This window comes from Lactonifactor longoviformis DSM 17459 (genome assembly GCF_900129135.1).
GTDB classification, from domain to species: Bacteria; Bacillota; Clostridia; order Lachnospirales; family Lachnospiraceae; genus Lactonifactor; species Lactonifactor longoviformis.
Window position 1 is genome coordinate 216,482 of sequence record NZ_FQVI01000001.1, and the last position, 26,593, is coordinate 243,074.

The following is a 26,593-nucleotide window of genomic DNA, read 5'->3' on the forward strand; positions in this document are numbered from 1 at the left end:
TAAAAAATGCAGTTTCTTCCAAATATCTGCCTCATATCCGGAAGAAACTGCACTTTTCTAAACCTCTTCGCTGTCATCCCAGTATCTGGCCCAAAAAGAGACACAGGGAGTTTTTTCATGCTTATTAAAATAACAATGTCTGGTATGCGCCTTGATTAATATGGTATCACCCACATTCAGCTCAAACGTCTGCTCGTCCAGCATGATGGTAAGATGCCCGGAGAGTACAGTCCCTACTTCATCACATTCGTGAACCCACCACAAACCGTCAGAAGAACTGTTTGGTTCGATTGTCATATATAAATATGAAGTATTTCCAGTCCCGAAATCTATGGTCTCCAGCCTCATATTGTTTTCTTCATCAATCGTAACTTCTCTGTCTTCTTTTCTTACTACGATTCTGGATTCTGCATTGCGTTCCAGAAGGTCTCCAAGGGAATTTCCAAACACTTCGCAGATTTTCTGAATATTCATTAATGTGGGGCTGCTGATATTTCTCTCCAGGTTGCTTAGATAGCCTGTGGAAAGGCCTGTAGCTTCTGACAGCTGCTGAAGAGTCATCCCCTTTGATTTCCTGAGGCTCCTGATACTGTAACCAATTTTGCTAATGTCACTCAACTTTCTTTCCTACTTTCCCTCTAAAATGACTTAAATTCATCTCTTTACCTCATTATACTATAAAAGTATAGAAAAGCACAATGAAAATCTAAAAATATCAGGTTATTTTATATTGGTGAATTTTAACAAATATTTTTCACGATTAACCGGGGTTTTCATTGACTATTTTAACTTTAAATGGTAATATAGGCATAACAAAACACACACATGAATTCATAATTAGTAAAAAACCAGTAAAAAACTTAGTTAAAGTTAAACATGGAGGGAAATTATGAACTACGTACCACAATTAAAGTATGCAAGTCAGGAACAAATTGAGCAGCTGCACGGATACGGTGTAGAAATTCTAAAACGTTTTGGAATGCGCGTAGAAGATCCGGAAATCCGCAAAATGTTATGCGAAAACGGCTGTACCGAAAAAGGCGACCGTGTTTATTTCTGCGATGACCTGATCGAGAAAACAATTAAAAATCAGAAAAAGCAGGTAGTGATGACATCTACCACAGGCTCTAAATTAGAGATGGAAATCGGAAAAACCTTCTCTCACAGCACCGGAGGCGCTCCCTGGATTGCAGACTTAAAGTCAGGCAAACGCCGCAACGGGCAGTTGACAGACTTAATTGACACCATCCGCGTAATGAACCAGTGTCCGGAATTAGATCTTCCCTGTGCTCTTGTATATCCAAGCGAAGTTCCTTCCGCCATCAGCCAGCTGAAACAAACTGCTACTATGTTTGAGTATTCCAAGAAGCCAATCTATGGCCCTGGTATCTCCTTAGCAAGCAATGCAAAATATATTGTTGAATTATTTAAATTATACGGCGGTTCTGATTTAGAGAAGAATCCAATCGGTATGGTCGGAATCTCCCCTGAATCACCTTTATTCCTGCCAAAAGAGATTACTAATACAATGGCACATATCATCAAGGCCGGCATCCCAACCAGCGTCCTGGCAGCACCTATGGGAGGTCTTACATCTCCTCTTACCATAGCCGGAACAGTTGCTCAGTCTCACGCTGAGATCCTGGCATTTGCTGCTGTTGCCTACTTGATGAACCCGAACTGTGTACTGTTCTACGGTTCCAGAACCTTCTTTGCCAACATGAAGAACGGACAGAGTATCTTAGGTCTGCCTGAGACAGGTATCTCCAGTGCACTGGCTGTACAGTTAGCTACATACTGCGGCTTTATGACAGATGTCTACGGACTGTCCTGTACAAGCTGTTCTATGGATGAGCAGGCTGGCTATGAAAAGATGATCAATGCATTCCTTCCGGCAATTGCAGGAGCTACTTTGGTTACCGGCTTCGGAAGCACAGCCAGTGTTATGTGCTGTTCCTTAAGTCAGTTAGTGCTTGACAATGAAATTCTTGCTATGATCCGCAAAGCAAAACGCGGCTTTGAATTTGATGAAGACATTCTGGGCTTCGAGGCTCTTGACTATGTGGTAAACGATCACGAAACCTTCTTAGAGCAGGAGCACACCATTGAATATCTCCAGAAAAACGAGATCTTCGTACCATCCATCGGTTTCGACAGTGTATGGGCTGACTGGATTAAGTGCGGAGAGACCCCACTGAATGAGAGAGCTGCTGACCGTGCATTAGATTTAATTGAGAAAGATGAATTAGTTCCTCAGGATGCAGCCATTACAGCAGAAGTTGAAAAGATTCTGGCAGCCGCCGAAAAAGAACTTCTGTAAGATACACCCCTCCAGAAAAAAGCAAAGGGATATATTCCTTTGCTTTTTTCCCTTTTTCTGATAAAATAAGAACATCGAATATAAAAGAGGTGCAGCCTATGAAAAACTATACGATTACTTTTTTGCAGGAGCAGCTTTCTATAGCAGTTCCTGAAGGCACGACTCTTCTGGATGCGGAGATCCAGGCGGGCCTGCAGCCGGATGCACCCTGTGGGGGACAGGGTTCCTGCGGCAAATGCATTGTAAGGATTATCTCCGGTCCTGTTACTGGGATTTTGAAAGCCTGCAGTGTACATATACAGGGAGACATGACCGTGGACACTTCCCTGAAAGCTACCGGCCACAGTCTGCTCACCAAGGGGAGCTCCCGTGAAATTATTGTTGCCCCCATGATACAGTCTGTGGATGTTGAGGTGGAGAAGTGCCGGATCGGTGAAAGTGATTCTGACTGGGACCGGCTGAAAACAGCTGTAGCCGCCAAGTCCTCTGTACCTCCTGCTTCCGTCCCTCCCAATGTGTCAGTTGCAGGCACTCTCTATGAGATATTAAAGAGCTCGGATTATAAGCCAAACGTTATCTTATGTCACAACGAAATCCTGGATGTGAGAAGAGAGCACACGCCTTACTATCTTGCTGCTTTTGATATCGGGACAACTTCAATTGTAGGCTATCTCATGGACGGGTGCAGCGGTGAAGAGATAGCAGTATCCAGCATGCTGAACCCACAGTCACAGTATGGAGCTGATGTCATAATGCGTTCCAATTATGCCCTGGACGGCCATCTGGAACAGCTGAGCACCGCCGTCCGCCAGGCAATGAATCAAATTCTGCAGGCACTTGCAGAACAGGCCGCCATAGAAATCCGGGATATTTATCAGGTTTCCTTTGTAGGCAACACCTGTATGCACCACCTGTTTCTGGGGATTTCACCGGGAGCGCTTGTGCACTCTCCCTATAATCCCTCCCTGAGCGAGCCTCTGATCCTGCCCGCCAAGGAATACGGTATCCGCATTCATCCCGAAGGCAGACTGATGGTGCTGCCAAATATTGCGGGATTTGTGGGGGCAGATACCGTAGGCTGTCTGCTGGCTACTAATTTTTCCAAAAGGGATAACATGACGCTTATGATAGACATAGGGACCAATGGAGAGCTGGTAATGGGGAATAAAGAACGGATGATTACCTGTTCCACAGCTGCCGGCCCGGCTTTTGAGGGCGCTAAAATCACTTGCGGGATGCGGGGTGCCAACGGAGCCATTGATCATGTTACCTTTCAGGGGGAGCGTCTTGTGTATTCCACAATCGGTGACGAAAAACCAGCCGGTATCTGCGGTTCTGGTCTGATGGATACCGTCAGCCTTCTTCTTCAGCACGGATTTCTGGAAGAATCCGGACGCCTTTACAGCCCGGAAGAATTAGAGCACCCCATAGCAAAGGCCAACGCTCACAGACTCGTCACCATTGACAATATCTCAGCCTTTATGCTGGCCTTTCCGGAGGAAACCGAACGGCAGGAACCAGTTTTCCTGTCACAGAAGGATATCCGTGAGGTGCAGCTTGCAAAGGGTGCTATTGCTGCGGGTATTCAGCTCCTGTGCCGGAATCTGGACATTGCTGTGGAAGATATCCGGGAAGTATTGATTGCCGGTGCCTTCGGTAATTATATGTCACCGGAAAGCGCCTGCAATATAGGCTTAATCCCTCCAGTACTCCGGGAGCGCATCACACCTGTGGGGAATGCCGCCGGGGAAGGTTCGAAGATTGCCTTAATGAATTACACTGAATTCCAGCATACCCGGCATCTGGCATCGGGAATTGAGTTTTTAGAGCTTGCCGCAGAGTCGGAGTTTCAGGATACTTTTGTAGATGAACTGGAATTTCCACTTCCGGAAGAAATGAGGGAATGCGAATGATTGACTTTGAGACTTTAGATGCAAGAGGTAAAAATGCCGGGTTTACCCATACAGGTCCCCTGGATTGCCATACCATCCGTCTTCTCCCTGAGGTAAGGGAGATGTGTGCCGCTGACAAGTGTCACCAGTATAATAAAAACTGGACCTGTCCCCCGGGCTGCGGGTCATTGGAAGAATGTGAAGGGAAAGTACGCAGGTATCAGAAAGGGCTCATTGTACAGACAGTGGGGGAGCTGGAAGACAATATGGACGGAGAAGGCATGATGGAAACGGAAGCCAGACACAAGGAAGCCTTCCTCCGCCTTATGGAAGATCTGAAAAAAGATTACCCGGATCTTCTGGCTATCGGTGCCGGCTGCTGCACACGCTGCAAGACCTGTACCTACCCGGATGCACCCTGCCGTTTTCCCGATAAAAAGGTATCCTCTATGGAAGCTTACGGTATGCTGGTCAGTCAAATCTGCAAGGATAATTCTCTTCCTTATTATTATGGTGACTGTACCATAGCATACACCAGTTGTTTCCTTTTAGAATAGCCAAGGTTACAGAGATGATTGCAAAGGAGATTTTCATGGTCTTATTAGGCGAAATTCGTTCCTCCATTGAAGAAGGATATCCGAAGCAGACAGAAAAATTAGTTCAGCAGGCACTCTCGGAGAACATCTCACCCCAGCAGATACTGGAAGAGGCGATGATCCCTGCCATGCGCAATGCAGGACAGCTCTATAAAGGCAACGATATTTATATAGCCCGTATTCTGGCCGCAGCCCGCTCTATGCGCTGCGGTCTGGATGTCCTTGAGCCTTATCTGGGCACCTGTGATATGCATCCCATCGGCAAAGTAATATTGGGCACTGTAGAGGGAGATCTCCATGATGTGGGCAAGAATCTGGTAGGAATCATGTTCCGTTGTGCAGGCTTTGAAGTGATTGATCTCGGGGTGGATGTCTCTGAAAAACGCTTCCTAAAGGCAGTGAAAGAACACCCTGACGTCTCAGTTGTCTGTATCTCTTCCCTTCTCACCACCTCCATGCCCGAGATGAAGCATGTGGTGAAATGTCTGAAACAGTCCGATAAAGAAAACCGTCTGAAAATTATGGTGGGCGGGGGACCCATTACCCAGGCATTTGCGGACGAGATCGGTGCAGATGTTTATACCGAAACAGCTGTAGATGCTGCAGAGACAGCAAAAACATTCTTTATTTGATCCATTTATTGAGATTCCCCACACTGTACAGGGAGGTTACTTATGAAACTCAGTCCCGCTCTGCTGATCAGCGACTTAAAAACAAAATATTCATTAACAGCGCCCTCCCCTCTCTCCGAGCGGCCGCATCTGGGGCGCCCCCTGTTTTACAGGGAGGATTCCGGACTTGTAAATAATCATATATATGTACTTTCTTCCTTTTCGGAATACCAAAAGCTTAGAAGAGGGGCTTCCTCCTGTTTTTTTATCTGCCCTTTGACCGTCATGGAGACGGAGATGGAAACTGTGGAGGAGGCAGTATCTTCCTCCGTGAATCTATGTGTGATAGATACCCCCGATTCCTCAGCCTCTGTCTTTAATTATCTCCAGGAAATATTTGACAAATATGACCTGTGGGAGGAGACTCTCATGCATATCAGCTTAAGCGGAGGATCCATTCAGAGTCTCCTGGATGCCAGTTACTCTGTTCTCGGTTCTCCTCTTCGGCTGATGGGGATGGATTTTTCTATCATCGCCTCCTCTCCAGGCGCTGAAGATAATGCCGGAGGACTTCCCACCTATGAACAGCCGGAGTATATTGAGTATGTTACAGCACTGAAGCAGGATACCTTGTACAATGCGGTACGGGAAAAGGATGGAGCTTTTATCTACCCCGGACACATCACCGGGCACCGAACGCTGAATGTCAACATCAAGCGCTTCAGCAAAACCACGCACCGACTGGTTATGACAGAGATGGATGTCCCCTTTACCAGTAGTGCAGGCGCTCTGCTGGAATTTCTGGCAACCTTTATAGAGCATGCACTGATGCGCAATGCGGCCCACCGCTCTCCCAATGATAAAACCATGCATTCCATATTTCTCAGCATTTTATCAGACCGGACTGCGGACTATCTGGTTATCAGCAGACAGTTAACCTCTCTGGGCTGGCTTACCTCTCACGAATATCTCTGTATTGTATTACAGACCACGTATCTGGATCAGCAAAACCTTACCATTAACGCCATCTGCAACTATCTGGAAAACCTTTTTCCCTATTCCTGCGCGTTTCCCTTCGAGGAAGATGTGGTTGTATATTTTAATCTTACGAAGTCTGAATGCGATGTTGATGATATCTCTGACAAGATTATCTACTTTATCAGGGACAGCTTCTTAAAGGCCGGATACAGCCGTTCCATGACAGGTCATTTGAATTTGAGGCGCCAGTATATTCAATCACGTTCCGCACTGGAGGTAGGCAATCAGATCCATCCCTATCTGTGGATTCATCATTTTAATAAGATTGCACTGCCCTATATTTACCAGCAGGCAACAAAAAAGCTTCCCGGCAGTATGATCTGCCACGAGAAGCTTTTGGTACTGAAGAAATCAGATGAAGAGCAGAATACCGAATATGTGAAAACGCTCAGCGTCTATCTGGATCATCACCTGAACGCGGTTCAGTCCGCCAAAACTTTATTTATTCACAGAAGTACGTTTTTATACCGTCTGGAAAAGATCAAAGATGTTCTGGAATCCGATTTAGAGGATCCGGAAGAGCTTCTCTACCTGATGCTCTCCCTCCGTCTGATGGATCAGGACGCAGAACAGAATGCCTCTAATGAGCAATCATAAAATACCCAAGGACTACGATACCCAGAACGATCCTGTACCAGCCAAACGCCTTGAAATCATGCTTTTTGATATATCCCATTAAAAATTTGATAGAAAGAATAGAGACAATAAAAGCCGTTATCATTCCCACAGCCAGGATCAATATCTCAGCGCCCGTAAACGCCAGGCCGAATTTGACCAGTTTAAGAAGGCTGGCTCCGAACATCACAGGAATTGCCAAAAAGAAGGTGTACTCTGCAGCTATTGTCCGGGAGGTTCCCAGGAGGATCCCTCCGATTATAGTGGCCCCTGAGCGGGAAGTACCCGGAATCAGGGACAGGACCTGAAACACACCAATAAACAAGGCCGTTTTCCAGTCTATCTCTTCCAGGGTATTTACCCTGGGAGTTCTTTTTTTATTGTAGTTCTCTATTAAAATAAAGAATACGCCATAGATTATCAGCATCAGAGAGACTACAAAATAATTGCTGAATTTCTCCTCCAGAATATCGTTAAACGGAAGCCCTATAATAATAGCCGGAAGACAGGATACCATAATTTTCAGCCACAAAATAATTTTATCCATCTTCACATATCGCTTCACCAAATCCTTTTCCCGACTCTGATTCTGAAACGGCCAGATTTTCTCCCAAAACAGAACAACTACAGCCAGAATCGCTCCCAGCTGAATCACTACCATAAACATATCCCAGAATTCCCTGGAAACATTTAATTTGATAAATTCATCCACTAATATCAGATGCCCGGTGCTGCTTATGGGAAGCCACTCTGTAATCCCCTCTACAATACCCAGAAAAATAACTTTCAACAATTCAATAAAATCCATTATAACCTCCTCTTGCCTGCTCAATTTCTGTTCACATACCGCTCCTCAGAATGCCGTATGACTTACTTTCAATTTTTACAAAAGCATGGCACAGCCGTATTTTTATTCTGCTGTGCCATGCTTTTGTACCTTCCCTGTTATCAGCGGCCTGCGATCCTGGCAATGTCAATAAGTGTCAGCCGATTCAAATCTGTATTCTCCAGACTGGTAACCAGAGCAGTCGCCGTATCAAGAGAAGTGAGTACATTTACCCCTGTCTCAATGGCATTTCTCCGAATAATAAACCCATCCTTCGCTTTCTCTACTCCCTGAGACGGCGTATCAATGACCAGGTCAATTTTATGGCCTAAAATCAAATCCATCAGGTTCGGAGAGGACTGCTCTATTTTATTTGTGCGGATCGCATTTACTCCGTGCTCCTTCAGGACTCTCGCTGTACTTCTGGTCGCATAAATCTTGTATCCCAGAGCTTCAAAGCGTCTGGCTATCTCCACTGCATCCTGCTTATCCTCATCCTTCACCGTCATAATCATGTTTTTATGTCTGGGCAGGTTTACTCCTGCTCCCAGGAATGCCTTATACAGGGCCTCGTTAAATGTTTTCGCTATTCCCAGGCACTCACCTGTAGACTTCATCTCCGGACCAAGGCTTATATCAGCTCCCCGTATCTTTTCAAAAGAAAATACAGGCATCTTTATAGCAATATAATCAGCTTCGGGCTGCAGTCCGGGCTTATATCCCAGCTCCTTAATCTTATGGCCAAGAATCACCTTGGTAGCCAGGGGTACGATAGGTATTCCTGTCACCTTGCTGATATAAGGCACGGTTCGGCTGGAACGGGGATTTACTTCAATGACATACACATCTTCCTTACACACGATAAACTGAATATTGATCATGCCAATTACATGAAGAGATTTTGCCAGTTTCCTGGTATAGTCCTCAATGGTTGCTTTCGCAGTGTCGCTGATAGTCTGGGCAGGATACACCGATATGCTGTCACCGGAATGAATGCCGGCCCGCTCGATGTGCTCCATAATCCCCGGAATCAGGATATCCTCACCGTCACAGACAGCATCCACCTCAATTTCCTTTCCCTGGAGATACTTATCTACCAGTATGGGGTGCTCCTGGGCTATACGGTTAATAATGCCTATAAACTCGTCGATATCCTGGTCACTGATAGCAATCTGCATTCCCTGACCGCCCAGAACATAAGAGGGGCGCACAAGTACTGGATATCCCAGCTCACCGGCAGCTTTTTTTGCCTCCTCCGCTGTAAATACCGTATGTCCCTGGGGACGGGGAATCCGGCATTGCTCCAGAATTTCATCAAAAAGTTCTCTGTCCTCCGCCGCGTCTACATTCTCTGCCGAGGTTCCTAAAATTTTAACCCCCATTCGGATTAATGCTTCTGTAAGTTTAATTGCCGTCTGGCCTCCAAACTGAACCACAGCTCCGTCGGGCTGCTCTATGTCAACGATATTCTCCACATCCTCAGGTGTGAGCGGCTCAAAATACAGCTTGTCGGCAATATCAAAGTCTGTACTTACGGTCTCAGGATTATTGTTCACAATAATTGTCTCATACCCTTCCTGTGAGAATGCCCAGGTGCAGTGTACAGAGCAAAAGTCAAACTCAATCCCCTGCCCGATGCGGATAGGTCCGGATCCCAGGACCAGTACCTTTTTTCTGTCCCTGGTCTGCACCGCCTCATTCTCACCGCCGTACACAGAATAATAGTAGGGGGTGGCGGCGGCAAATTCTGCTGCACAGGTATCCACCATCTTATAAGCCGCCAGTATCCCCTGTTCTTTTCTCTTAGCCTTCACTTCTTCGGCTGTCATACCAGTAAGGCCTGCAATTACGTGATCCGGAAATTCCAGGCGTTTCGCCTCGCGGAGCAACTCTGCCGTAAGCTCATTCGTCTGCAGCTGCTGTTCCATCTCCACCAGCACTGCTATCTTATCAATAAACCATATGTCAATCTTTGTAATCTCATGAATCTCTTCATAGCTGATCTCTCTGCGGATAGCTTCTGCGATCACCCAGATTCTTCTGTCATCTACCACAGCCAGCTGTTCCAGCAGGTCTTCCCTTGTCAGTTCTGTGAAATCATAAGACATAAGGCTGTCCACATGCTGTTCCAGAGAACGGATGGCCTTCATAAGAGCCCCTTCGAAGTTACTGCAGATGCTCATCACCTCACCGGTAGCTTTCATCTGTGTAGTGAGTGTCCTCTTTGCACTGATAAACTTGTCAAAAGGAAGTCTGGGAATCTTAACTACACAATAATCCAGCATAGGCTCAAAGCTGGCATAAGTCTTTCCTGTAATTGCATTGGGTATCTCATCCAGGGTGTATCCAAGTGCTATCTTGGCAGCAACCTTAGCAATGGGATATCCCGTCGCCTTAGAAGCCAGAGCTGAGGATCTGGATACACGGGGATTTACTTCAATGACACAGTATTCAAAGCTCTCCGGGTGGAGTGCATACTGTACATTACACCCGCCGGTAATATTCAGCTCACTGATGATGTTCAATGCAGAGGTACGAAGCATTTGGTATTCTTTGTCCCCCAGTGTCTGGGAGGGAGCTACTACGATGCTGTCTCCGGTGTGAACCCCAACAGGATCAATATTCTCCATATTACATACTGTGATGCAGTTTCCGGCACTGTCACGCATTACTTCATATTCAATTTCTTTCCAACCGGCGATGCACCGCTCTACAAGCACCTGGCCGACGCGGGAGAGACGAAGACCATTTTCCAGAATTTCTACCAATTCTTCTTCATTGCGGGCAATCCCGCCGCCGCTTCCTCCCAGGGTATAGGCCGGACGAAGCACTACAGGGTAGCCTATGGTATTGGTAAACGCCACGCCGTCCGCTACATTTTCTACCACAAGAGAGGCCGCCACCGGCTCTCCAATCTTTTCCATTGTACTTTTAAACTCAAGGCGGTCTTCTGCCTTTTTTATTGTTTCTGAGGTAGTTCCTATGAGACGCACATTATGCTCTGCAAAAAATCCCCGTTCGTCCAGCTCCATAGCCAGATTAAGTCCAGCCTGCCCGCCCAGGGTGGGAAGGACACTGTCTGGTTTTTCTTTCAAAATCAGCTGTTCTACCACTTCAACTGTAAGCGGCTCAATATAAACCCGGTCTGCGATATCTTTATCTGTCATAATGGTTGCCGGGTTCGAGTTAAGCAGCACTACCTCAATTCCCTCTTCTTTTAAAGAGCGGCAGGCCTGGGTACCGGCATAATCGAATTCAGCCGCCTGGCCGATGATAATTGGCCCGGAACCGATCACCAATACTTTTTTTATCTCTGGATTCTTTGGCATTATTCAGTCACCTCCATCATCTTCAGGAATCTGTCAAACAGGTAGCTGGAATCCTGAGGGCCCGGGCAGGCTTCCGGATGGAACTGCACGGTAAAAATATTCTTTCCTATATATTTTAACCCCTCATTTGTCTTATCATTAACATTTTCAAATGCGGGCACTGCCACATTAGGATCCAGGGTGGCGGTGTCTACCATATATCCATGGTTCTGTGAGGAGATATAAACTCTGCCATTTTCCAGGTCTTTTACCGGATGGTTGCCCCCTCTGTGGCCATACTTCATTTTTTTGGTATCAGCACCAGTAGCCAGTGCCATGAGCTGATGCCCCAGACATATGGCAAAAATTGGAATATTGCTTTCGTACAGCTTTTTAATTTCTTCTATAATAGAAGCACACTCCTTGGGATCTCCAGGTCCGTTGGATAGCATAATGCCGTCCGGCTGTTCCCGCAAAATCTCTTCTGCAGATGTGAGCGCAGGATATATGGTAACCTGACAGCCTCTCTCGTGTAAAGATCTGGCAATATTATTCTTTGCCCCAAAGTCCATGAGGGCAACCTTTGATCCTTTTCCCTTTAAGACTTTCTTTGCCTTACAGGTTACTCTCTCAACCACTTTACCCGTAGTATATGCCTTTAGCTTCGGTATTATCTCATCCAGTGCAAAGTTCTCATTCGTAGTAATCATACCATTCATAGTACCCTTTTCTCTTAAAATCTTAGTAAGGGCTCTGGTATCAATTCCGGCAATTCCCGGTATGTCATATTGTACCAGGAAATTCTGTATGGAATCTTCACTTCTGAAGTTACTGGGGATTCGGGATAATTCTCTGACAATGTAGCCATCGGGCCATGGTCTTAATGATTCCTGATCTGCATGGCAGATGCCATAATTACCGATGAGCGGATAGGTCATGCATACGGCCTGTCCTGCGTAAGATGGGTCTGTTAAAACCTCAAGATATCCTGTCATAGATGTGTTAAATACGATTTCACTGATAATCTCCCGAGACGACCCGATACTCGTCCCGGTGAACACAGTTCCATCTTCCAGTATTAGAAATGCTTTCATTCTTTCACCTGTAGTTCCTTTCCTATTCATGTTAACGTCCTTCAGATGACTTCACCCTACATTTTTTCAAAAAAAAAGAGACGCCATAACAGTAGGGGCTTTCTCTCAGAGATTCTTTACCTATTATCTATATGTGATTCTTTCTGCATATCCCTGGGAGTTCTCAAATTGTAAAAAGTGTACCACAATATATGATGTTTTTCAACCTTTTTTTCTTTCCTCTTATGCCTAAATTTTATTGTTTTAAAACAAAACTTTTTGTATTGTGTGAGAAACTTTTTTAATTTTTTTCTCAAAAACTATTGACTTTTATCTCAAAAAAGGTTATTATATGTCATGTGCTGCGGGGCAGTACATAACAGAGAAATGCAGGAGTGGCGGAATTGGCAGACGCGCAGGCTTCAGGTGCCTGTGGTAGCAATATCGTGTGGGTTCAAGTCCCATCTCCTGCATCTTTTTTATTTAAAAAACATGAACCTTATCTGAAAGGTTCATGTTTTTTTCATGGAAGAATAGTTTTCAGGAGACAATACAGTGCTTTGCCGCTGTCAGCCACATAACAGGCAGCCTCCTCTTCCTCGGGCTTCCTGCCGCTTCTATTGAGCCAGATAGGGATCCACCCCGCCTTCTTGGCCCCTTCCACATCGTTCTTATAGGAATCCCCTATGAAATAAACAGCTTCCCCAGACAGCCCCATGCTTTTCTCTGCCAACTGAAATACCGAGACGTCCGGCTTGGCAGCTCCTACGTCGCCGGATATAAAAATATTTTCTTTTGGTATCCAGGCATCTGCCCCCAGAGTTCTGATTTTTTCCCACTGATGATCAGATGGGCCGTTCGTTATAATCCCCATAGCAATTCCCCTGTCTCTGCAAAGAGAAAGCACCTCTCTCATCCCTTCCGCCAGGTCCAGTTTCTTTTGGTGTTTCGCATACGCCTCCTGAAAAAAAAGAGCCTCCGCTTCCCCGATGCTGATACTAAAGTCTGCGAATGCTTTCTGGATTCTATAGATATACATATCCCTCATGGACATAACCCCTGTACTTGACAGTTCAAACACCTCGTCGCTGTGCCGGCTGTTTGATTCGTATAACTGTTCAGCAGGTACCTGATACCTTCCCCCGAAAATCTCTTTATACGCTTTCACAAAAGGCACCTTTCTTTCGTACAATGTATCATCAACATCAAATAATACTGCTGTCATATAACCTCCGTTTTTCATTCATCGTTAAGCATTTCTTATCTTTTAGATTCATTACTTCTAAATATAAATAATAGTTTTGTGTATGTGAAGCTCAGAGTAAAATAGTCAGCGAGCGGAGCGTCGCAGACGGACGCTCAAGAGAGGAGGTCTTAGGGCCGCGGGATTCCTCTCACCGTCCCCTCCCCGCCCATACAAAAAGAAAACGCTGCCCCCCAAACGACAACGCCGTCTGCTTCGCAACGCTTTCCCTCTCACTTGTTAATCAGCAAACAAATCCGAAAGTGCATCCTGGCAAATAAGTTTTATGCCATTTTTGCTGAGCACCTCAATCGCCTTCTCATTATCCGGCACACGGAAGATCATATAGGCCAAATCCACTTTTCTCGTAATAAAAGCATATGTATACTCCAGATTCACACCGTTCTGGCCTAAAATGTCCAGTACTTTGACTAGACTTCCCGGCCTGTCCGGAATTTCTACTGCGAGAACTTTTGTTATGGAAAAGACATAACCCTCATCCTTCAGCACGCAGGCTGTTTTATAGGAATCGTCCACAATGATTCTCAGAATGCCGAAGTCTTCCGCATCAGCCAATGACATGGCATGCATATTAATCTGATTGTCGTCCAGAAGCTTGGCGAATTCTTTTAACTGGCCCGGCTTATTTTCCAGAAAAACAGATATCTGCTTTACAGTCATAGTATCCCTCCTCTTTAATATAGGTTACGTTTATCAATTACACGTACCGCTTTTCCCTCGCTGCGGGCAATACTCTTTGGTGCCACAAGTTTTACCACTGCATAAATACCGAGCATTGCTTTCAGTGCATCCCTCAGTTCTTTTTCCTTGGCCGATACATAGGACAGGGAGTCGGAGAACATTTCCGGTGTCATTTCCACCAGCACCTCCAGCTTGTCGCTGTTATTCTCTCTGCTTACGATAATCTGGTAATTAGCGGGATATCCTTTGTTCAAAAGAACTGTCTCAATCTGTGACGGGAAAACATTTACCCCTTTAACAATAAGCATATCATCGCTGCGTCCCATTGGTTTTGTCATACGCACATGCGTCCTTCCACAGGAGCATTTCTTACGATTCAGGACACAGATGTCCCTGGTCCGGTAGCGAAGCAAAGGGAATGCCTCCTTTGTAATGCTAGTGAATACCAACTCTCCCTTTTCTCCGTCCGGCAGCACCTCTCCGGTATTAGGATCGATAATCTCCGCAATAAAATGATCTTCGTTAATATGCATTCCGGCCTGCTCGCTGCACTCGAATGACACACCCGGCCCTGATATCTCAGTAAGACCATAAATATCATAAGCTTTAATCCCCAGTTTGTTCTGGATATCCTGACGCATTTCTTCACTCCAGGCCTCCGCGCCAAAGATACCTGCTTTTAACTTAATCTGATCCTGCAGGCCTCTTTCACAGATTGTCTCTCCTAAATAAGCCGCATAGGACGGCGTACAGCAGAGAATTGTAGAACCCAGATCACACATAAACTGGATCTGACGATCTGTATTTCCGGAAGACATGGGGAGTGTAAGGGCACCCACTTTATGAGACCCGCCGTTAAGCCCCGGGCCGCCGGTAAATAAGCCATATCCATAGCTTACATGAACCACATCGTCTTTCGTTCCCCCGGCGGCCACAATCGCCCGGGCGCAGCACTCATCCCACAGATCGATATCATGCTGTGTATAAAAAGCAACTACTCTTCTTCCTGTTGTTCCGCTTGTGGATTGGATACGCACGCAATCTTTTAGCGGCATTGCCATTAATCCATATGGATACGCTTCCCTCAAATCGTCCTTAGTTAGAAAGGGCAATTTATGGAGATCCTCTCTGGACTTAATATCCTCAGGCTTTACCCCCTTTTTGTCCATCATACTGCGGTAATATGGCACGTTCTGATAAACGTGATGTACCGTTTTCACAAGACGCTCATCCTGCCATGCTTTGATCTGATCCTGAGATGCGCATTCTATCTCTGGTTGATAATAATTGGGCATGTTTCGTAATTCCTTTCTCTTCTGATTTTACGTATATTTGGTTTGAACTACATAGGAACAAGCCAGAATAAAACTTATGTATATTATAGCAGTTATCAAAATAAAGGTAAATAATCTTTTGTATCTTTTGACGGTTCCTCCATCCACTTCACAAACTGTCTCTCCAGCCAGGGATCAAACTGTCTGCCGGACCACCTTTCTAATTCAGAAATAATGGCTTTATCGTTTTCTGCCGCTTTGCCATAATAACCATACTTCATCCTGTCATATGCATCCACAAGCATTAGAAGCCTGGATTCCAGAGGTATCTCCTGCCCCTGAATCCCGTAGGGATAACCGCTCCCATCCCAATTCTCGTGATGAAACAAAAGTACCCGCGCCATTTCATGAGTTTCCGGCATAGACCGAAGAATACGGTATCCCGTTTCTGAGTGGCGCCTTATTTCCTTTTTCTCCTCCTCATTTAGCAGTTCCTTCTTATTTAATATTTCATCCGATATGGATGCCATTCCAATGTCATGAACATATCCCAGCTGTCTCAGGAAGTGTATCTTCTCTTGTTCCCAGCCCAGATATTGGCCAAATGCACCGGCCAGACGCGATACCCTCTGCGAGTGCCGGTAAATCTTGCTGTTTCTGTCAAATAAAGTCTTTAGAATCAGATCAATGGTCTCATACTTTTTTCCTGTACTGTGCAGAAGCTTCCTGCTGTACATCATATCTTCAGCTGCAGAAATTATAGTAACCAGAGACTCCTCTGGTTCCTTTTTTACAGCGTATCCCCAGGAAAATGAGACCGGCAGGCCGCCCAGAATACAGGATTTAATTTCCTCCTGCACTTTATTCAGATAAATCTGAGCCTCTTCCAAAAGTGTCTTTCTGAAAAAAATCACTATTTCATCTCCCCCCGTGCGTATGATTAAATAATTTGGAGATGCAAATTTCTTAAGTACCCTGGAAACTTTTATAATAGCCCGATCCCCAAAAGAATGACCCAGTGAATCATTTATCATCTTCAAACCATCGATGTCAATCATAGCCACTGTCAGGGGAAGCTCACTGTCCCCATTCTGATTCTGTACAAAATCATCGTAAAAATGCCTGTTGTACATCCCGGTGAGAGCATCTCTCCTGCTCAATTCCATGATCTCCATCTGTTTTCGCTTTAGACCGGAGGTGTCTGTAAGCGCACTCCATATAACAGCCTTGCCGCCACGTTTTTTCCAGTTATCCTCTGCCCTCTCCTGGTATTTTCTGCTTGTCACAGTTACTGCAATAGTTCTGCACTCCCCCTGAAGTTCTATGTCCGCAGCATCCGTCTCCCCATAGCAAAGAATCCTGTGTATCATCTCCCACATCACATCTTCATACTCCGGAAGGATATAATCGAAAAAATTTTTGCTCTCACTCTCTGTACTGTTTTCTCCAGCCCCTACCATTCTGCCAAAAGCCCGGTTAGCTGTTATAATTCTGCCATCTTCTTCATAGATTACATACCCTATAGGTGCTCCGTCAAATATCTGCTTATAGCCGCCTTCTTTCACGGCCCACTCTGAAGCTTTAAGATCATCCTTCTGTTCCACAATATACCTCTCCTTAATGAACATGATTTAACCATAATGGTATCTATTATAGAAGAAGTACCCGGTGGATTCAAACAAATCCCGTCGAAGGCTGAAGGGAGTAATTTGTCGCAAATCAGCAAAATGAGGGTATCTGTATACTCTCATGGGAGAAAGTGTCCATAGGAAGGGTTAAGAATATGTTAATTTCCCCAATGCTTCTCCTCCCGGCCACTGTCGTGTTTTATTCCAAATAAAATTCTTGGCGTAAAACCCCAACCTGTCTCATACATATGTTAACAGAAAGAATCAGGAGGTGTTGTATGGAACAAAAAGGCTTTGTATTTGCCGCCGAGGCTCCGTATCCCCAGGTAAAGGTAAAATGTATGAATCAGATGTACGCAAGGGAGATGGCAAGTAATATAGGGGCCTGCAACTCAGAAATGTCAGCAGTCAGCCTCTATTTTTACAACAGCATTATTGCAGGAGAGACCTACAAGGAGATATCTGATTGTTTCCACAAGATCATGATCGTTGAGATGCACCATCTGGATATTTTTGGAAGGCTGGCGTATCTTCTTGGTGCCGATCCCCGCCTGTGGGCGTACACAAGAAGACGTCCCATATACTGGTCCCCCGGATGCAATCAATACCCCAGACAGCTCAAGGATCTGCTTCAGAACGCTCTTCGGGGTGAGGAAGAGGCTATCCGCAAATATAAAAGGCAGGCAGAAAGCATCCGGGATCCCTATGTTGTGGCAAATTTACAAAGAATCATAGAAGATGAGAACATACATGTAGAAATATTTCAGACACTCTGCAGACAGTATTTATAGACAACCAGCTAAAAAATCCGGCAGCGCCATTCCTCTCAGGGAGCGGTGCTGCCGGTCTGCTAGTTCTGCTGGGGCCTGGCCATAGGGCCCACAGTTTCTCTCTGCTTTCTGGACAGGCGGTAAATGCAGACAGCACAAAGAAAACCCACGGCCGCGCTTGCCATAGCACAGGCAAAGATAATTTTATACCCGGCTGCACCGGGATACCGATCAAGCCAGTGCCCTATTACCGTATACATAAACGCATCCGGAAGAAATCCCAGAGCAGATGCAAATCCTACAACAGCACCATTTACACCGGCCGGCACGCCCGCTTCCGTCAATGTGGCAAAATAAACTCCACGGTTCACGTAAATAGCCAAACCAAATGTAAACATCAGAACCGTAGCCAAAAGCAGAAACTGACTGCCCCCCGGTATAAAAAGCATAATTCCAAATCCCACTGCAATAATGATAAAAGCAAAGACCATCGTCAGTGAGGAAGAATGAATTTTGTCTGCAATAAATCCTCCCGAAGTTCCCCCGGCTATCTGAAGCCCCCAGGTCCTAAGCGTTCCAATAGCGGCTGCAAAGGTTACAGAAGCCCCCATTACTCCGGTAAGGTAGGGCGTAAAGTACCCCAGGCAGATGAAACACATCATAGTAGCAAATATAGTAATTGTAATGAGCCACGCCTGAGGCATTCTCAGAGCCGTAATAAAATTGCGGACAGGTGAAATCTTTCCTTCCGCAGACCCCTGTACCTCTGTCTTGGCTGCAGGAATGACAAAATATGTAATGATGCCTAAGACAATATTTACGACTGCATAGATAAGAATAACTGTGCGCAGTCCACCTGCGATGGAAACAGCCCGGTTAAATATGGCTACAATTCCAAGGCCAATCAAAGTAGATATAAACCCCCGGGTGCCCTCCAGAAGCCCAAACAGCCTTCCCTGTTCATTTTCAGTTCCAAGGTTCCTCACATAATTGATCAGTGCCGGCCAGAAGATAAGAGAACTGGTAAAAGCCCAGAAAAAGCTAATGCCAAAGGCAATGGGATAGGCCGGAAAAGCGGCAAACCAGAAGCCCGCAAGTCCAGTTAATATCTGTCCGGAAGATAATAATATTTTACTGGAAATCCTGTCAGCCACAGCTCCGCCTATGATATAGCAGATCACGGAACCAATCCCATAGGCACTCATCAAATTTCCAAGCTGGGCATTAGAATATCCAAAGGCCTCCAGCATTGCATCATAATAAGAGTAGCGCAGATAGGGGAGCTGATAGATCAGCCCCACAGCCGCGGACAGCAGAATCAGAATAAACCATTTGTTTTTAACACCTTTCCTTGTGTTCATAAATTGCCCCCTTTGCATAAATAACTTCTATCTTCAGCGTTTAAGATATGTTATTTATGTTTATGAGCAAATTATGTGCCAGTTCATATCAGCAAAACTCTCCGGAAGTAATCTTATATTTTTTAAGCTTCACTGTCAGTGACTGTCTAGATATGCCGAGAAGTTTTCCGCAATGTGTCAGATTCCCTCTGGTTTTCTCCATAGCCGACTCTATAATCGTCCTTTCATAATTATCGACCAGCAGGGGCAGATTCTTATACTCTGATAACTCCCAGCTGTCTGCACTCTGTTTAAAGGCCATGTCATATGCGGTCTTTACGCTTTTATTCTTAATCACCGACTTTTTCAGATACTCCAAAAAATAATTAGGGATATGTTCGAACCCTATATATGAATCATTATCACCAAGCATATTAAACGCACTTTCCAGGATGTTTGAGAGCTCCCGTACATTTCCTGGCCAGTCATAGGTTAGAAACATTGATTTTAAAGAAGGGATCAGGTCAATCACCAGAGCATTCTGTTCTGCATTATATTTATCAATCAATGACTGCATTAGAATAAATAAATCATTGCCTCTGTCCCTCAAAGGCGGGATAATAATAAGGCCTGTGGATAAACGGTAATACAGATCCGTCCTCATAATTTTATCATTTATGAGCTTTTCGGGAAGTACATTGGTTGCACTGATTATACGGCAGCTTATTTTCCTGAATTTATTGTCCCCTACTCTCTGAACCTCCTTTTCCTGAATGGCACGAAGAATTTTAGCCTGTAGCAGCAAAGGCATGGAATTGATTTCGTCCAGAAATATGGAACCATCTTTTGCTTTTTCGAATAACCCCACACTGTCTACTGCCCCGGTAAATGCCCCTTTTACCGTACCGAACAAAGTGCTCTCCAGCAGAGTCTCCGGAATAGCTGCACAGTTCACCGGGACAAAAGGACCTGCATAATAGTTGCTGGCATTATGTATACTCTGTGCAAACAGTTCCTTTCCAGTGCCTGTTTCCCCGCAGAGCATAACCGGCATATCTTTTCCTGCAAACCTTTTTGCAACCTGTATGGTGTTCTGCAATACACTGCTTTTTCCCATAATATCATCAAACATATATTCTGTTCCATTTTTCAGTTGTTTGTGTCTGAGTTTAATGGTGCTCTTCTTCATAAATGATATATTTTGGATCAGCCGCCTTTTCAGAGAACTCACAGGATCGCAAAAGATCACTGCACCTACCGTTTCTCCTTCTTTTACTATCGGATAGGCACTGGTTAAAGCATTGTTTCGTTTCCCGTTGCAATACCATTCCAGATTTATATTTTCTATTGATTTACCCGTATGCAGGGCAGTGATCCCCGGGGATATGGTTTCTTCCCCCAGATAAATACTCTGATAGATTTGAAACGCCTGTTTGCCAATTATCTCATCCCGCCTGAGTGCGTCCAGTTCTTCTGCGGCCTTATTAATAAACCTAAAGGTGCCATCCTGATTCAAAATATAAACTGCCGTGGGCAGCATATCCAGGATTTCCCAAAAAATTGATTCCATTCCCAATACCTCCTCATGCCATAAGTTAATAGAGCTCTTACACTAATAATGCAATAATTATTGCAGTTAGTCAATAAAAGCAATAATTATTGCCGCAATTAATATTGCACTAACTCCAACTCCTCTCTCGTGTACTGCCTCTCATAATAGACAGACAATCGTTTTTCACACTCGCCTTATTTTGGCACAGTTTTTGCTTGTATAACCATATAGCGTTTAAGATATAAAAAAACTAGGAGATTGTCGAAAGGAGTACGGTTATGGCAATTGAAGGATTAAAATCATACTACCAGATAAACGGAGGGCTGTTTCATGCAGTCTCGGAGGTTGAATGTGAACGTATTATCAATGCCGCCCTCACGATTATGGAAACAACAGGTCTGGAGGTGCAGCATGAGAGGGCGGTTGCACTTCTCGATAAAGCGGGCTGTAGAAAAGAGGGGAAAACTGTGATATTCCCCCGGAACCTGGTCATCCGCTGTATCAACTCGGCGGCCCCGGAATTAGTCCTCTACGATCGCTTCGGGAATGTTGCCCTTCGGGCGGGCGGTTCTAATACTTATTACGGGCTGGGACCTACGAATCCATTTTTTAATGACTTTGAAACCGGCCGAAGAAGGGAAGCGGTACGCAGAGACGTGACATACAGCGCCAGGGTCGCAGATGCCTGTCCCAATATCGACTTTGTGATGGGATTAGCACAGATATCAGACTGCCCAGTACCCATCTCTGATGTGGTTGAAATGTATGAAATGCTGACAAATACCGTAAAGCCAGTCATCGGCTGGGGCGTAGGCGTAGAAGGTTTAAGAGAGCAGGTAGAAATGTGCTCTGCCATCGCAGGCAGCCGTAAGGATTTGATTGATAAGCCTTTTGCCGCCCTGTTTCCCGGCTGTCCGGTTACCCCATTAATCATTCCCCATTTAATTTATGAAAAACTGGAGTACTGCGTCCAGTCAGGTCTTCCCGTTATCTGGATGAGCGGAGCGCAGCTTGGTTCCGTAGCACCGGTCACCATGGCTGGCGCACTGGCATCGGGCCTGGCGGAGATGCTGGCCGGAGTTGTCCTCTCTCAGCTAATCCGTGAGGGATGTTCTATCGCCTGTGGAATGGTAGTGCTGACTGTAGATATGTCCACCACCCATTCAGCTTACGGAAGTCCGGAACATTGCCTGGGGGAGAGTATTGTCGCGGATCTCTTTCACTACCTGAATCTTCCCTCCATGCAGACCGGAGGTGTTACGGACTCTAAACTCGTGGATGAGCAGGCGGCAATTGAAACTTCTATGCAGATCATAATGAATAGCCTCAGCGGAGGCCATCTGGTTCACGATGTAGGTTTTCTGGACGGGGCTATGTCCGGGGCGCTGGAACAGATTGTAATGTCAGATGAAATCATAGGATTCGCGCGAAGGATTACCAAAGGGATGAAAATTAACAGAGACACACTTGCCTTGGACGTAATTCATGAAGTGGGACCCGGAGGGGAATTTCTGACCCATGAACACACCTTTGAACATTTCCGGGAGGAATTTTGGTTTCCTACCTTAATAGACCGTCAGCTTTACAGCAGCTGGTCCAAAACATCCCTTGATATGCGCAGCAGAATCCATAATAAAACAGCTGGCATTCTGGCAGAGCACAGAGCGCCTGCACTGCCGGAAGAAGTTATGGAGCAATTAAACTATATCCTGGAACAGGCACAGACCCGGATCCAATAGCTTTAAAGTGATGAGCAAACAGTATCAATAAATACGCTCAGCCGAAGCAGCCTTCTTTCCCCTTCTCCTGCAGGAGTATAACTTCTGATTTATAAGATTTATATATTTATATATATTAGACCCTATCCCAGGGAAAGGCTATAATAATAGCAAAGGAAGAGGAAAGAAGGAAGAAAAATGGTTGAAAAGATTAAATTGGACGGCAGAGATTACCGCATGGAAAAAGACTCCATCGGCGAGATGGATGTTCCCGGGGAGGTATATTACGGCGTACAGTCAATGCGGGCTGCAGAAAATTTCCGCATCACAGGTTTGTCCATGCATCCGGAGATTATTGTCAGCCTAGCTTACATAAAAAAGGCAGCAGCTATTACAAACTGCGAGGTAGGTACCCTGGACAGGAAATTAGGAGAGGCCATCGTTCAGGCCTGTGACGAAATTATAGGAGGAAAGCTCCATGAACAATTCATTGTAGATCCAATTCAGGGCGGTGCAGGTACTTCTTTAAATATGAATGCCAATGAGGTGATCGCCAACCGCGCCATTGAACTTTTGGGCGGAGAAAAGGGGGACTATTCCATCATCCATCCCAATGATCACGTAAACTGCGGACAATCCACCAATGACGTCATCCCCACAGCCGGAAAAATGACTTCTCTGCGTCTGCTGGAAAACGCACAAAAAGAACTCCGTCGCCTCTATGATGTTTTGGAAGAAAAAGCAAAAGAATTTGACGGCATTATAAAAATGGGAAGAACACAGCTGCAGGATGCAGTCCCCGTTCGCCTGGGTCAGGAATTTAAAGCATATGCCGAAGCTGTCAAAAGGGATGTATACCGTATGGATGTGGCAAAGGATGAGATGCGCAGCCTCAATCTGGGGGGAACAGCCATTGGAACCGGCGTAAATGCAGATACACAGTACGTCAAAAGGATTGTGCCCAATCTGGATAAGATTACTGGGATGGGATTCATCCAGGCCTACGATATGCTGGATGCCACTTCTAACCTGGATTCCTTTGTGGCTGTGTCTGGGGCTGTAAAGGCTTGCGCCGTTACACTCTCCAAGATAGCAAATGATCTGAGACTGATGTCCTCCGGACCCAGAACTGGTTTCGGTGAGATTAATCTTCCCGAAAAACAGAATGGATCTTCTATTATGCCCGGAAAGGTAAACCCAGTGATACCGGAAGTAGTAAATCAGGTAGCCTTTCATATTATAGGGAATGATATGACTATTACTATGGCGGCTGAAGCCGGACAGCTGGAGCTGAATGCCTTTGAGCCTATTATTTTTTATAATCTGTTTCAATCCATTGATACTCTTGCCTATGCGGTACAGACCTTTGTGGATAACTGTGTGAAGGGCATATCTGCGAATGCTGAGAGGTGCCGTCAGCTGGTGGAGGGCAGTGTGGGGGTAGTCACTGCACTCTGTCCCCACATCGGTTACCAGAAGGCTGCTAAAATTGCAAAAAAGGCACTGGCATCCCGCAAATCCGTCCGTGATTTGATATTGGAGGAGGGGATCGTGGAAAAAGATAAGCTGGAGTACATTCTGGATCCCCTGGCCATGACAGAGCCTGGTATAAAATAAGAAAAATTGCGATAGGGAACGCAGTTTCCTATGTAATAAAAATAGTCCTGCAGGCAGAGTGAGAGACCGCTGCCAGCAGGACTGCATATTTTGCTTCTTTTTTACTTTTTATGGAAGGTCTGAGACACCACAGTCACAATGCATCCCAGGAAAATAAAGAGATCTGATAGGTTGAAAACAATATTCTCAAATTTTTTCCATGGACACTTAAAACTTACATAGTCCGTCACATAGCCCTGACGCTGTCTGTCATGCCAGTTGGATAATCCACCCCCCAGAATAAAGCTTGCACCTATTTTAGCTATTGTATACCCCTTCTGAAAAAGGAGCCACAGATAACCGATTCCGGCCAGCAAAAGTCCTGTAAGCTGTATATAAGTAACCTTTTTCCTGTCCTTTTTTAACAAACCAAATGCTATCCCCGGATTGTTTGTCCTGCGGATGAGGACTCTGCCTCCCAAACGTTCTTCTGTGACATTCAGTAATTTATCCGCCTCTACCTTACGCTTTATAAAATAGTCTAAGCAGAAAATTCCTGCTGCGATGATTAAAAATCCCATACTCCACCTGCCTTGCCTCCGGCTCTGTACCTATCCTTCCGTCGCCTCCAGTCGGACGGGCTCCTGCCCCCGAAGAAGAATCCTGGGTCCTCCGGTATGTTCTATATATTCCTTTGTTATAATTACTTCTCCGATACTGTCATCCTTTGGAATCTCATACATAATATCCAGCATGTATTCCTCCAGAATTGCCCGAAGTGCTCTAGCTCCTGTGTGCTTCTTCAGCGCCATCTCCGCTATGGCCTCCAGGGCACCGTCTTCGAACTCCAGCTTCACTTCATCCAGAGCCAGAAGCCTTTTATACTGCTTCAAGATCGCATTCTTAGGTTCTTTTAATATCTGAACCAGCATTTCCTTCGTCAGGCCAGACAGAGTAAACACCACTGGAAGCCTTCCTAAGAATTCCGGAATCATGCCGAATGTTTTTAAATCATCCACAGTAACCTTCTGAAGAACTGTTTCGTCGTGGTCATATTTATCCTTCAGATCCGCGTTAAATCCAATGGAAGACTGCTTATTCAGCCGTTCTTTGATTACATTCTCCAGCTCCGGAAAAGCGCCCCCACAGATAAACAGAATATTTTTGGTATCCACCGTTGTAAGGGGGACCATAGCATTCTTGCTGTTTGCACCTACCGGGACCTCCACTTCGCTTCCCTCCAGAAGCTTAAGCATTCCCTGCTGCACAGATTCTCCGCTGACGTCCCTCTGGTTCGTGTTCTTTTTCTTGGCAAGCTTATCAATCTCGTCCACAAATATAATCCCATGCTCTGCCTTTTCCACATCATTATCCGCTGCCGCCAGGAGCTTAGATACTACACTTTCAATATCATCTCCAATGTATCCGGCTTCTGTCAGGGAGGTAGCATCCGTGATTGCCAGCGGCACATCCAACAGCCTGGCTAAAGTCTTCACCAGATACGTCTTGCCGCTTCCGGTGGGGCCAATCATCAGCATATTTGATTTTTCAATTTCAATATCATCCACCTTATCAGCGTATACTCTTTTATAGTGATTATAAACAGCCACTGACATTACTTTTTTAGCATAGTCCTGCCCCACCACATATTCGTCTAGGCTGGCCTTGATCTTATGGGGAGCAGGTATGTCTTTTATACTGAGTGTCTTTGCAGTCTCCTCTTCCTTTGGCTTTTCCTTTTTCTTTTTCAGCTTCTGCTTTTTGGGGATCTGATCCTGCAGAGTCGACAGGTCAATCATACTGATGTTCGGCATATTAGGAATATTATTCATCAGATCGTTGTAATTAATATTGCTGCTGCTCATTGTGTCAAAACTTTTCTGCATACACTCTGTACAGATGTTAATATTATTGGGAAGACTTATCATCTTTCCAGCCTTGCTCTCAGGACGGCGGCACATAAAACATATTTTTTCATACTCGTCGTCATCTTTTTTATCATGATCATCCACAGTGACTGCGGTTTCTTCTATATCTGCCTCATCAAATAATTCTTTATCTTCTGACATATAGTGTTCTCCTTTACGATTTCTACTTCCATCATTATATCCTAATCTAATACGGTCTACAAGTGAACTTTTTCTAAAGTCAGAGGACAATCGAGTAGGAGGGAGTGATTAACTCCCGTCCTCTCACACCACCGTGCGTACCGTTCGGTACACGGCGGTTTCAATAGTTGACGTGCACAGACTGATAGGCAGTGGCTAAATCATAGAAGCCACTGTTTATCAATCTTTCTTTTGTTAATGCTCTGTTGACCGCTCCCATTCCCGATACATACCAGTATTTCCTGCGGCTGTTTGCCGCCTGATGTGCAAAATATTCGGGTATTCCGTGTTTCATAAGGTTTCTTTTCCTTGTTTTGGGTAACTTCCACTGTTTCCATATGCACATACGAATACGGTGATACAGCCATGAGTTCAGTTCGTCT

Annotated in this window: 20 protein-coding genes, 1 tRNA gene and 1 pseudogene; 9 read left to right on the forward strand and 13 right to left on the reverse strand. The window is 45.3% G+C overall.

From position 1 onward, the window contains the following. Positions 1–57: 57 nt before the first annotated feature. Entirely contained in the window at positions 58–618 is a 561-nt protein-coding gene (locus BUA56_RS00890) for a helix-turn-helix domain-containing protein (protein WP_072848303.1), read from the reverse strand. Positions 619–889: 271 nt separating this feature from the next. Here BUA56_RS00890 and BUA56_RS00895 point away from each other — a divergent pair, with 271 nt between their 5' ends. The 5 genes from BUA56_RS00895 (at position 890) to BUA56_RS00915 (ending at position 7,054) form a co-directional block, all read left to right on the forward strand. Further along, positions 890–2,320, forward strand: a complete 1,431-nt coding sequence (locus tag BUA56_RS00895; RefSeq protein ID WP_072848305.1) for a trimethylamine methyltransferase family protein — start codon at positions 890–892, stop codon at positions 2,318–2,320. Positions 2,321–2,418: 98 nt separating this feature from the next. After that, the gene (locus tag BUA56_RS00900; RefSeq protein ID WP_072848307.1) at positions 2,419–4,233 is read left to right on the forward strand and encodes an ASKHA domain-containing protein; all 1,815 of its coding nucleotides are present in this window, start codon (positions 2,419–2,421) and stop codon (positions 4,231–4,233) included. Then, complete coding sequence (locus BUA56_RS00905; RefSeq protein ID WP_103711029.1) at positions 4,230–4,769, forward strand: DUF2284 domain-containing protein; 540 nt, start codon at positions 4,230–4,232, stop codon at positions 4,767–4,769. The genes BUA56_RS00900 and BUA56_RS00905 overlap by 4 nt, the downstream gene beginning before the upstream one ends. 35 nt (positions 4,770–4,804) lie before the next feature. Beyond that, positions 4,805–5,440: a cobalamin B12-binding domain-containing protein gene (locus BUA56_RS00910; RefSeq protein WP_072848311.1), complete on the forward strand. Its 636-nt coding sequence runs from the start codon at positions 4,805–4,807 to the stop codon at positions 5,438–5,440. Between the two features lie 42 nt (positions 5,441–5,482). Further along, complete coding sequence (locus BUA56_RS00915; protein ID WP_072848313.1) at positions 5,483–7,054, forward strand: PucR family transcriptional regulator; 1,572 nt, start codon at positions 5,483–5,485, stop codon at positions 7,052–7,054. Here BUA56_RS00915 and BUA56_RS00920 read toward each other — a convergent pair. The 3 genes from BUA56_RS00920 to BUA56_RS00930 all read right to left on the reverse strand — a co-directional run bounded on the left by BUA56_RS00920 (position 7,038) and on the right by BUA56_RS00930 (position 12,300). Further along, positions 7,038–7,880 carry an undecaprenyl-diphosphate phosphatase gene (locus tag BUA56_RS00920; protein ID WP_072848315.1) on the reverse strand — a complete coding sequence of 281 codons (843 nt, stop codon included), beginning with the start codon at positions 7,878–7,880 and terminating at the stop codon, positions 7,038–7,040. The two genes, BUA56_RS00915 and BUA56_RS00920, sit on opposite strands and share 17 nt — an antisense overlap. Positions 7,881–8,020: 140 nt before the next feature. Continuing rightward, complete coding sequence (carB, locus tag BUA56_RS00925; protein ID WP_072848317.1) at positions 8,021–11,227, reverse strand: carbamoyl-phosphate synthase large subunit; 3,207 nt, start codon at positions 11,225–11,227, stop codon at positions 8,021–8,023. After that, the gene (locus BUA56_RS00930; protein ID WP_072848745.1) at positions 11,227–12,300 is read right to left on the reverse strand and encodes a carbamoyl phosphate synthase small subunit; all 1,074 of its coding nucleotides are present in this window, start codon (positions 12,298–12,300) and stop codon (positions 11,227–11,229) included. The genes carB and BUA56_RS00930 overlap by 1 nt, the downstream gene beginning before the upstream one ends. A gap of 368 nt (positions 12,301–12,668) precedes the next feature. On the opposite strand from BUA56_RS00930, the gene BUA56_RS00935 reads away from it, so the two are divergent. Beyond that, positions 12,669–12,752 (forward strand) — tRNA-Leu (locus BUA56_RS00935). Positions 12,753–12,802: 50 nt separating this feature from the next. Here BUA56_RS00935 and BUA56_RS00940 read toward each other — a convergent pair. The 4 genes from BUA56_RS00940 to BUA56_RS00955 all read right to left on the reverse strand — a co-directional run bounded on the left by BUA56_RS00940 (position 12,803) and on the right by BUA56_RS00955 (position 17,102). After that, positions 12,803–13,504, reverse strand: a complete 702-nt coding sequence (locus BUA56_RS00940; RefSeq protein ID WP_072848319.1) for an HAD family hydrolase — start codon at positions 13,502–13,504, stop codon at positions 12,803–12,805. A 258-nt stretch (positions 13,505–13,762) separates the two neighbouring features. After that, positions 13,763–14,203, reverse strand: a complete 441-nt coding sequence (locus tag BUA56_RS00945; protein ID WP_072848321.1) for an ACT domain-containing protein — start codon at positions 14,201–14,203, stop codon at positions 13,763–13,765. 14 nt (positions 14,204–14,217) lie between these two features. Further along, a complete protein-coding gene (locus BUA56_RS00950) occupies positions 14,218–15,519 on the reverse strand; it encodes a phenylacetate--CoA ligase family protein (RefSeq protein WP_072848323.1) in 1,302 nt (433 codons plus the stop codon). A 95-nt stretch (positions 15,520–15,614) separates the two neighbouring features. Further along, a complete protein-coding gene (locus BUA56_RS00955; protein ID WP_158640961.1) occupies positions 15,615–17,102 on the reverse strand; it encodes an HD domain-containing phosphohydrolase in 1,488 nt (495 codons plus the stop codon). 302 nt (positions 17,103–17,404) lie between these two features. Between BUA56_RS00955 and BUA56_RS00960 the strand changes: the two genes are divergently transcribed. Beyond that, positions 17,405–17,917 carry a ferritin-like domain-containing protein gene (locus BUA56_RS00960; protein WP_072848326.1) on the forward strand — a complete coding sequence of 171 codons (513 nt, stop codon included), beginning with the start codon at positions 17,405–17,407 and terminating at the stop codon, positions 17,915–17,917. A 59-nt stretch (positions 17,918–17,976) separates the two neighbouring features. Here the strand turns inward: BUA56_RS00960 and BUA56_RS00965 are convergent, their stop codons facing one another. Then, positions 17,977–19,257 carry an MFS transporter gene (locus BUA56_RS00965; RefSeq protein WP_072848328.1) on the reverse strand — a complete coding sequence of 427 codons (1,281 nt, stop codon included), beginning with the start codon at positions 19,255–19,257 and terminating at the stop codon, positions 17,977–17,979. An 88-nt stretch (positions 19,258–19,345) separates the two neighbouring features. Then, positions 19,346–20,806 carry a sigma-54 interaction domain-containing protein gene (locus BUA56_RS00970; RefSeq protein ID WP_072848330.1) on the reverse strand — a complete coding sequence of 487 codons (1,461 nt, stop codon included), beginning with the start codon at positions 20,804–20,806 and terminating at the stop codon, positions 19,346–19,348. Between the two features lie 260 nt (positions 20,807–21,066). Here BUA56_RS00970 and BUA56_RS00975 point away from each other — a divergent pair, with 260 nt between their 5' ends. Both BUA56_RS00975 and BUA56_RS00980 read left to right on the forward strand, forming a co-directional pair. Continuing rightward, positions 21,067–22,527, forward strand: coding sequence for a trimethylamine methyltransferase family protein (locus BUA56_RS00975; RefSeq protein ID WP_072848332.1), 1,461 nt, complete (start codon positions 21,067–21,069; stop codon positions 22,525–22,527). Positions 22,528–22,704: 177 nt separating this feature from the next. Further along, the gene (locus BUA56_RS00980) at positions 22,705–24,123 is read left to right on the forward strand and encodes an aspartate ammonia-lyase (RefSeq protein WP_072848334.1); all 1,419 of its coding nucleotides are present in this window, start codon (positions 22,705–22,707) and stop codon (positions 24,121–24,123) included. Positions 24,124–24,224: 101 nt separating this feature from the next. On the opposite strand, the gene BUA56_RS00985 is transcribed toward BUA56_RS00980, so the two are convergent. The 3 genes and pseudogenes from BUA56_RS00985 to BUA56_RS00995 form a co-directional block, all read right to left on the reverse strand. Further along, positions 24,225–24,683: a signal peptidase II gene (locus BUA56_RS00985; protein ID WP_072848335.1), complete on the reverse strand. Its 459-nt coding sequence runs from the start codon at positions 24,681–24,683 to the stop codon at positions 24,225–24,227. Positions 24,684–24,713: 30 nt separating this feature from the next. After that, a complete protein-coding gene (gene clpX, locus BUA56_RS00990) occupies positions 24,714–26,171 on the reverse strand; it encodes an ATP-dependent Clp protease ATP-binding subunit ClpX (protein WP_072848337.1) in 1,458 nt (485 codons plus the stop codon). Between the two features lie 160 nt (positions 26,172–26,331). Continuing rightward, positions 26,332–26,593: pseudogene (locus tag BUA56_RS00995) on the reverse strand (group II intron reverse transcriptase/maturase); the annotation flags it as partial.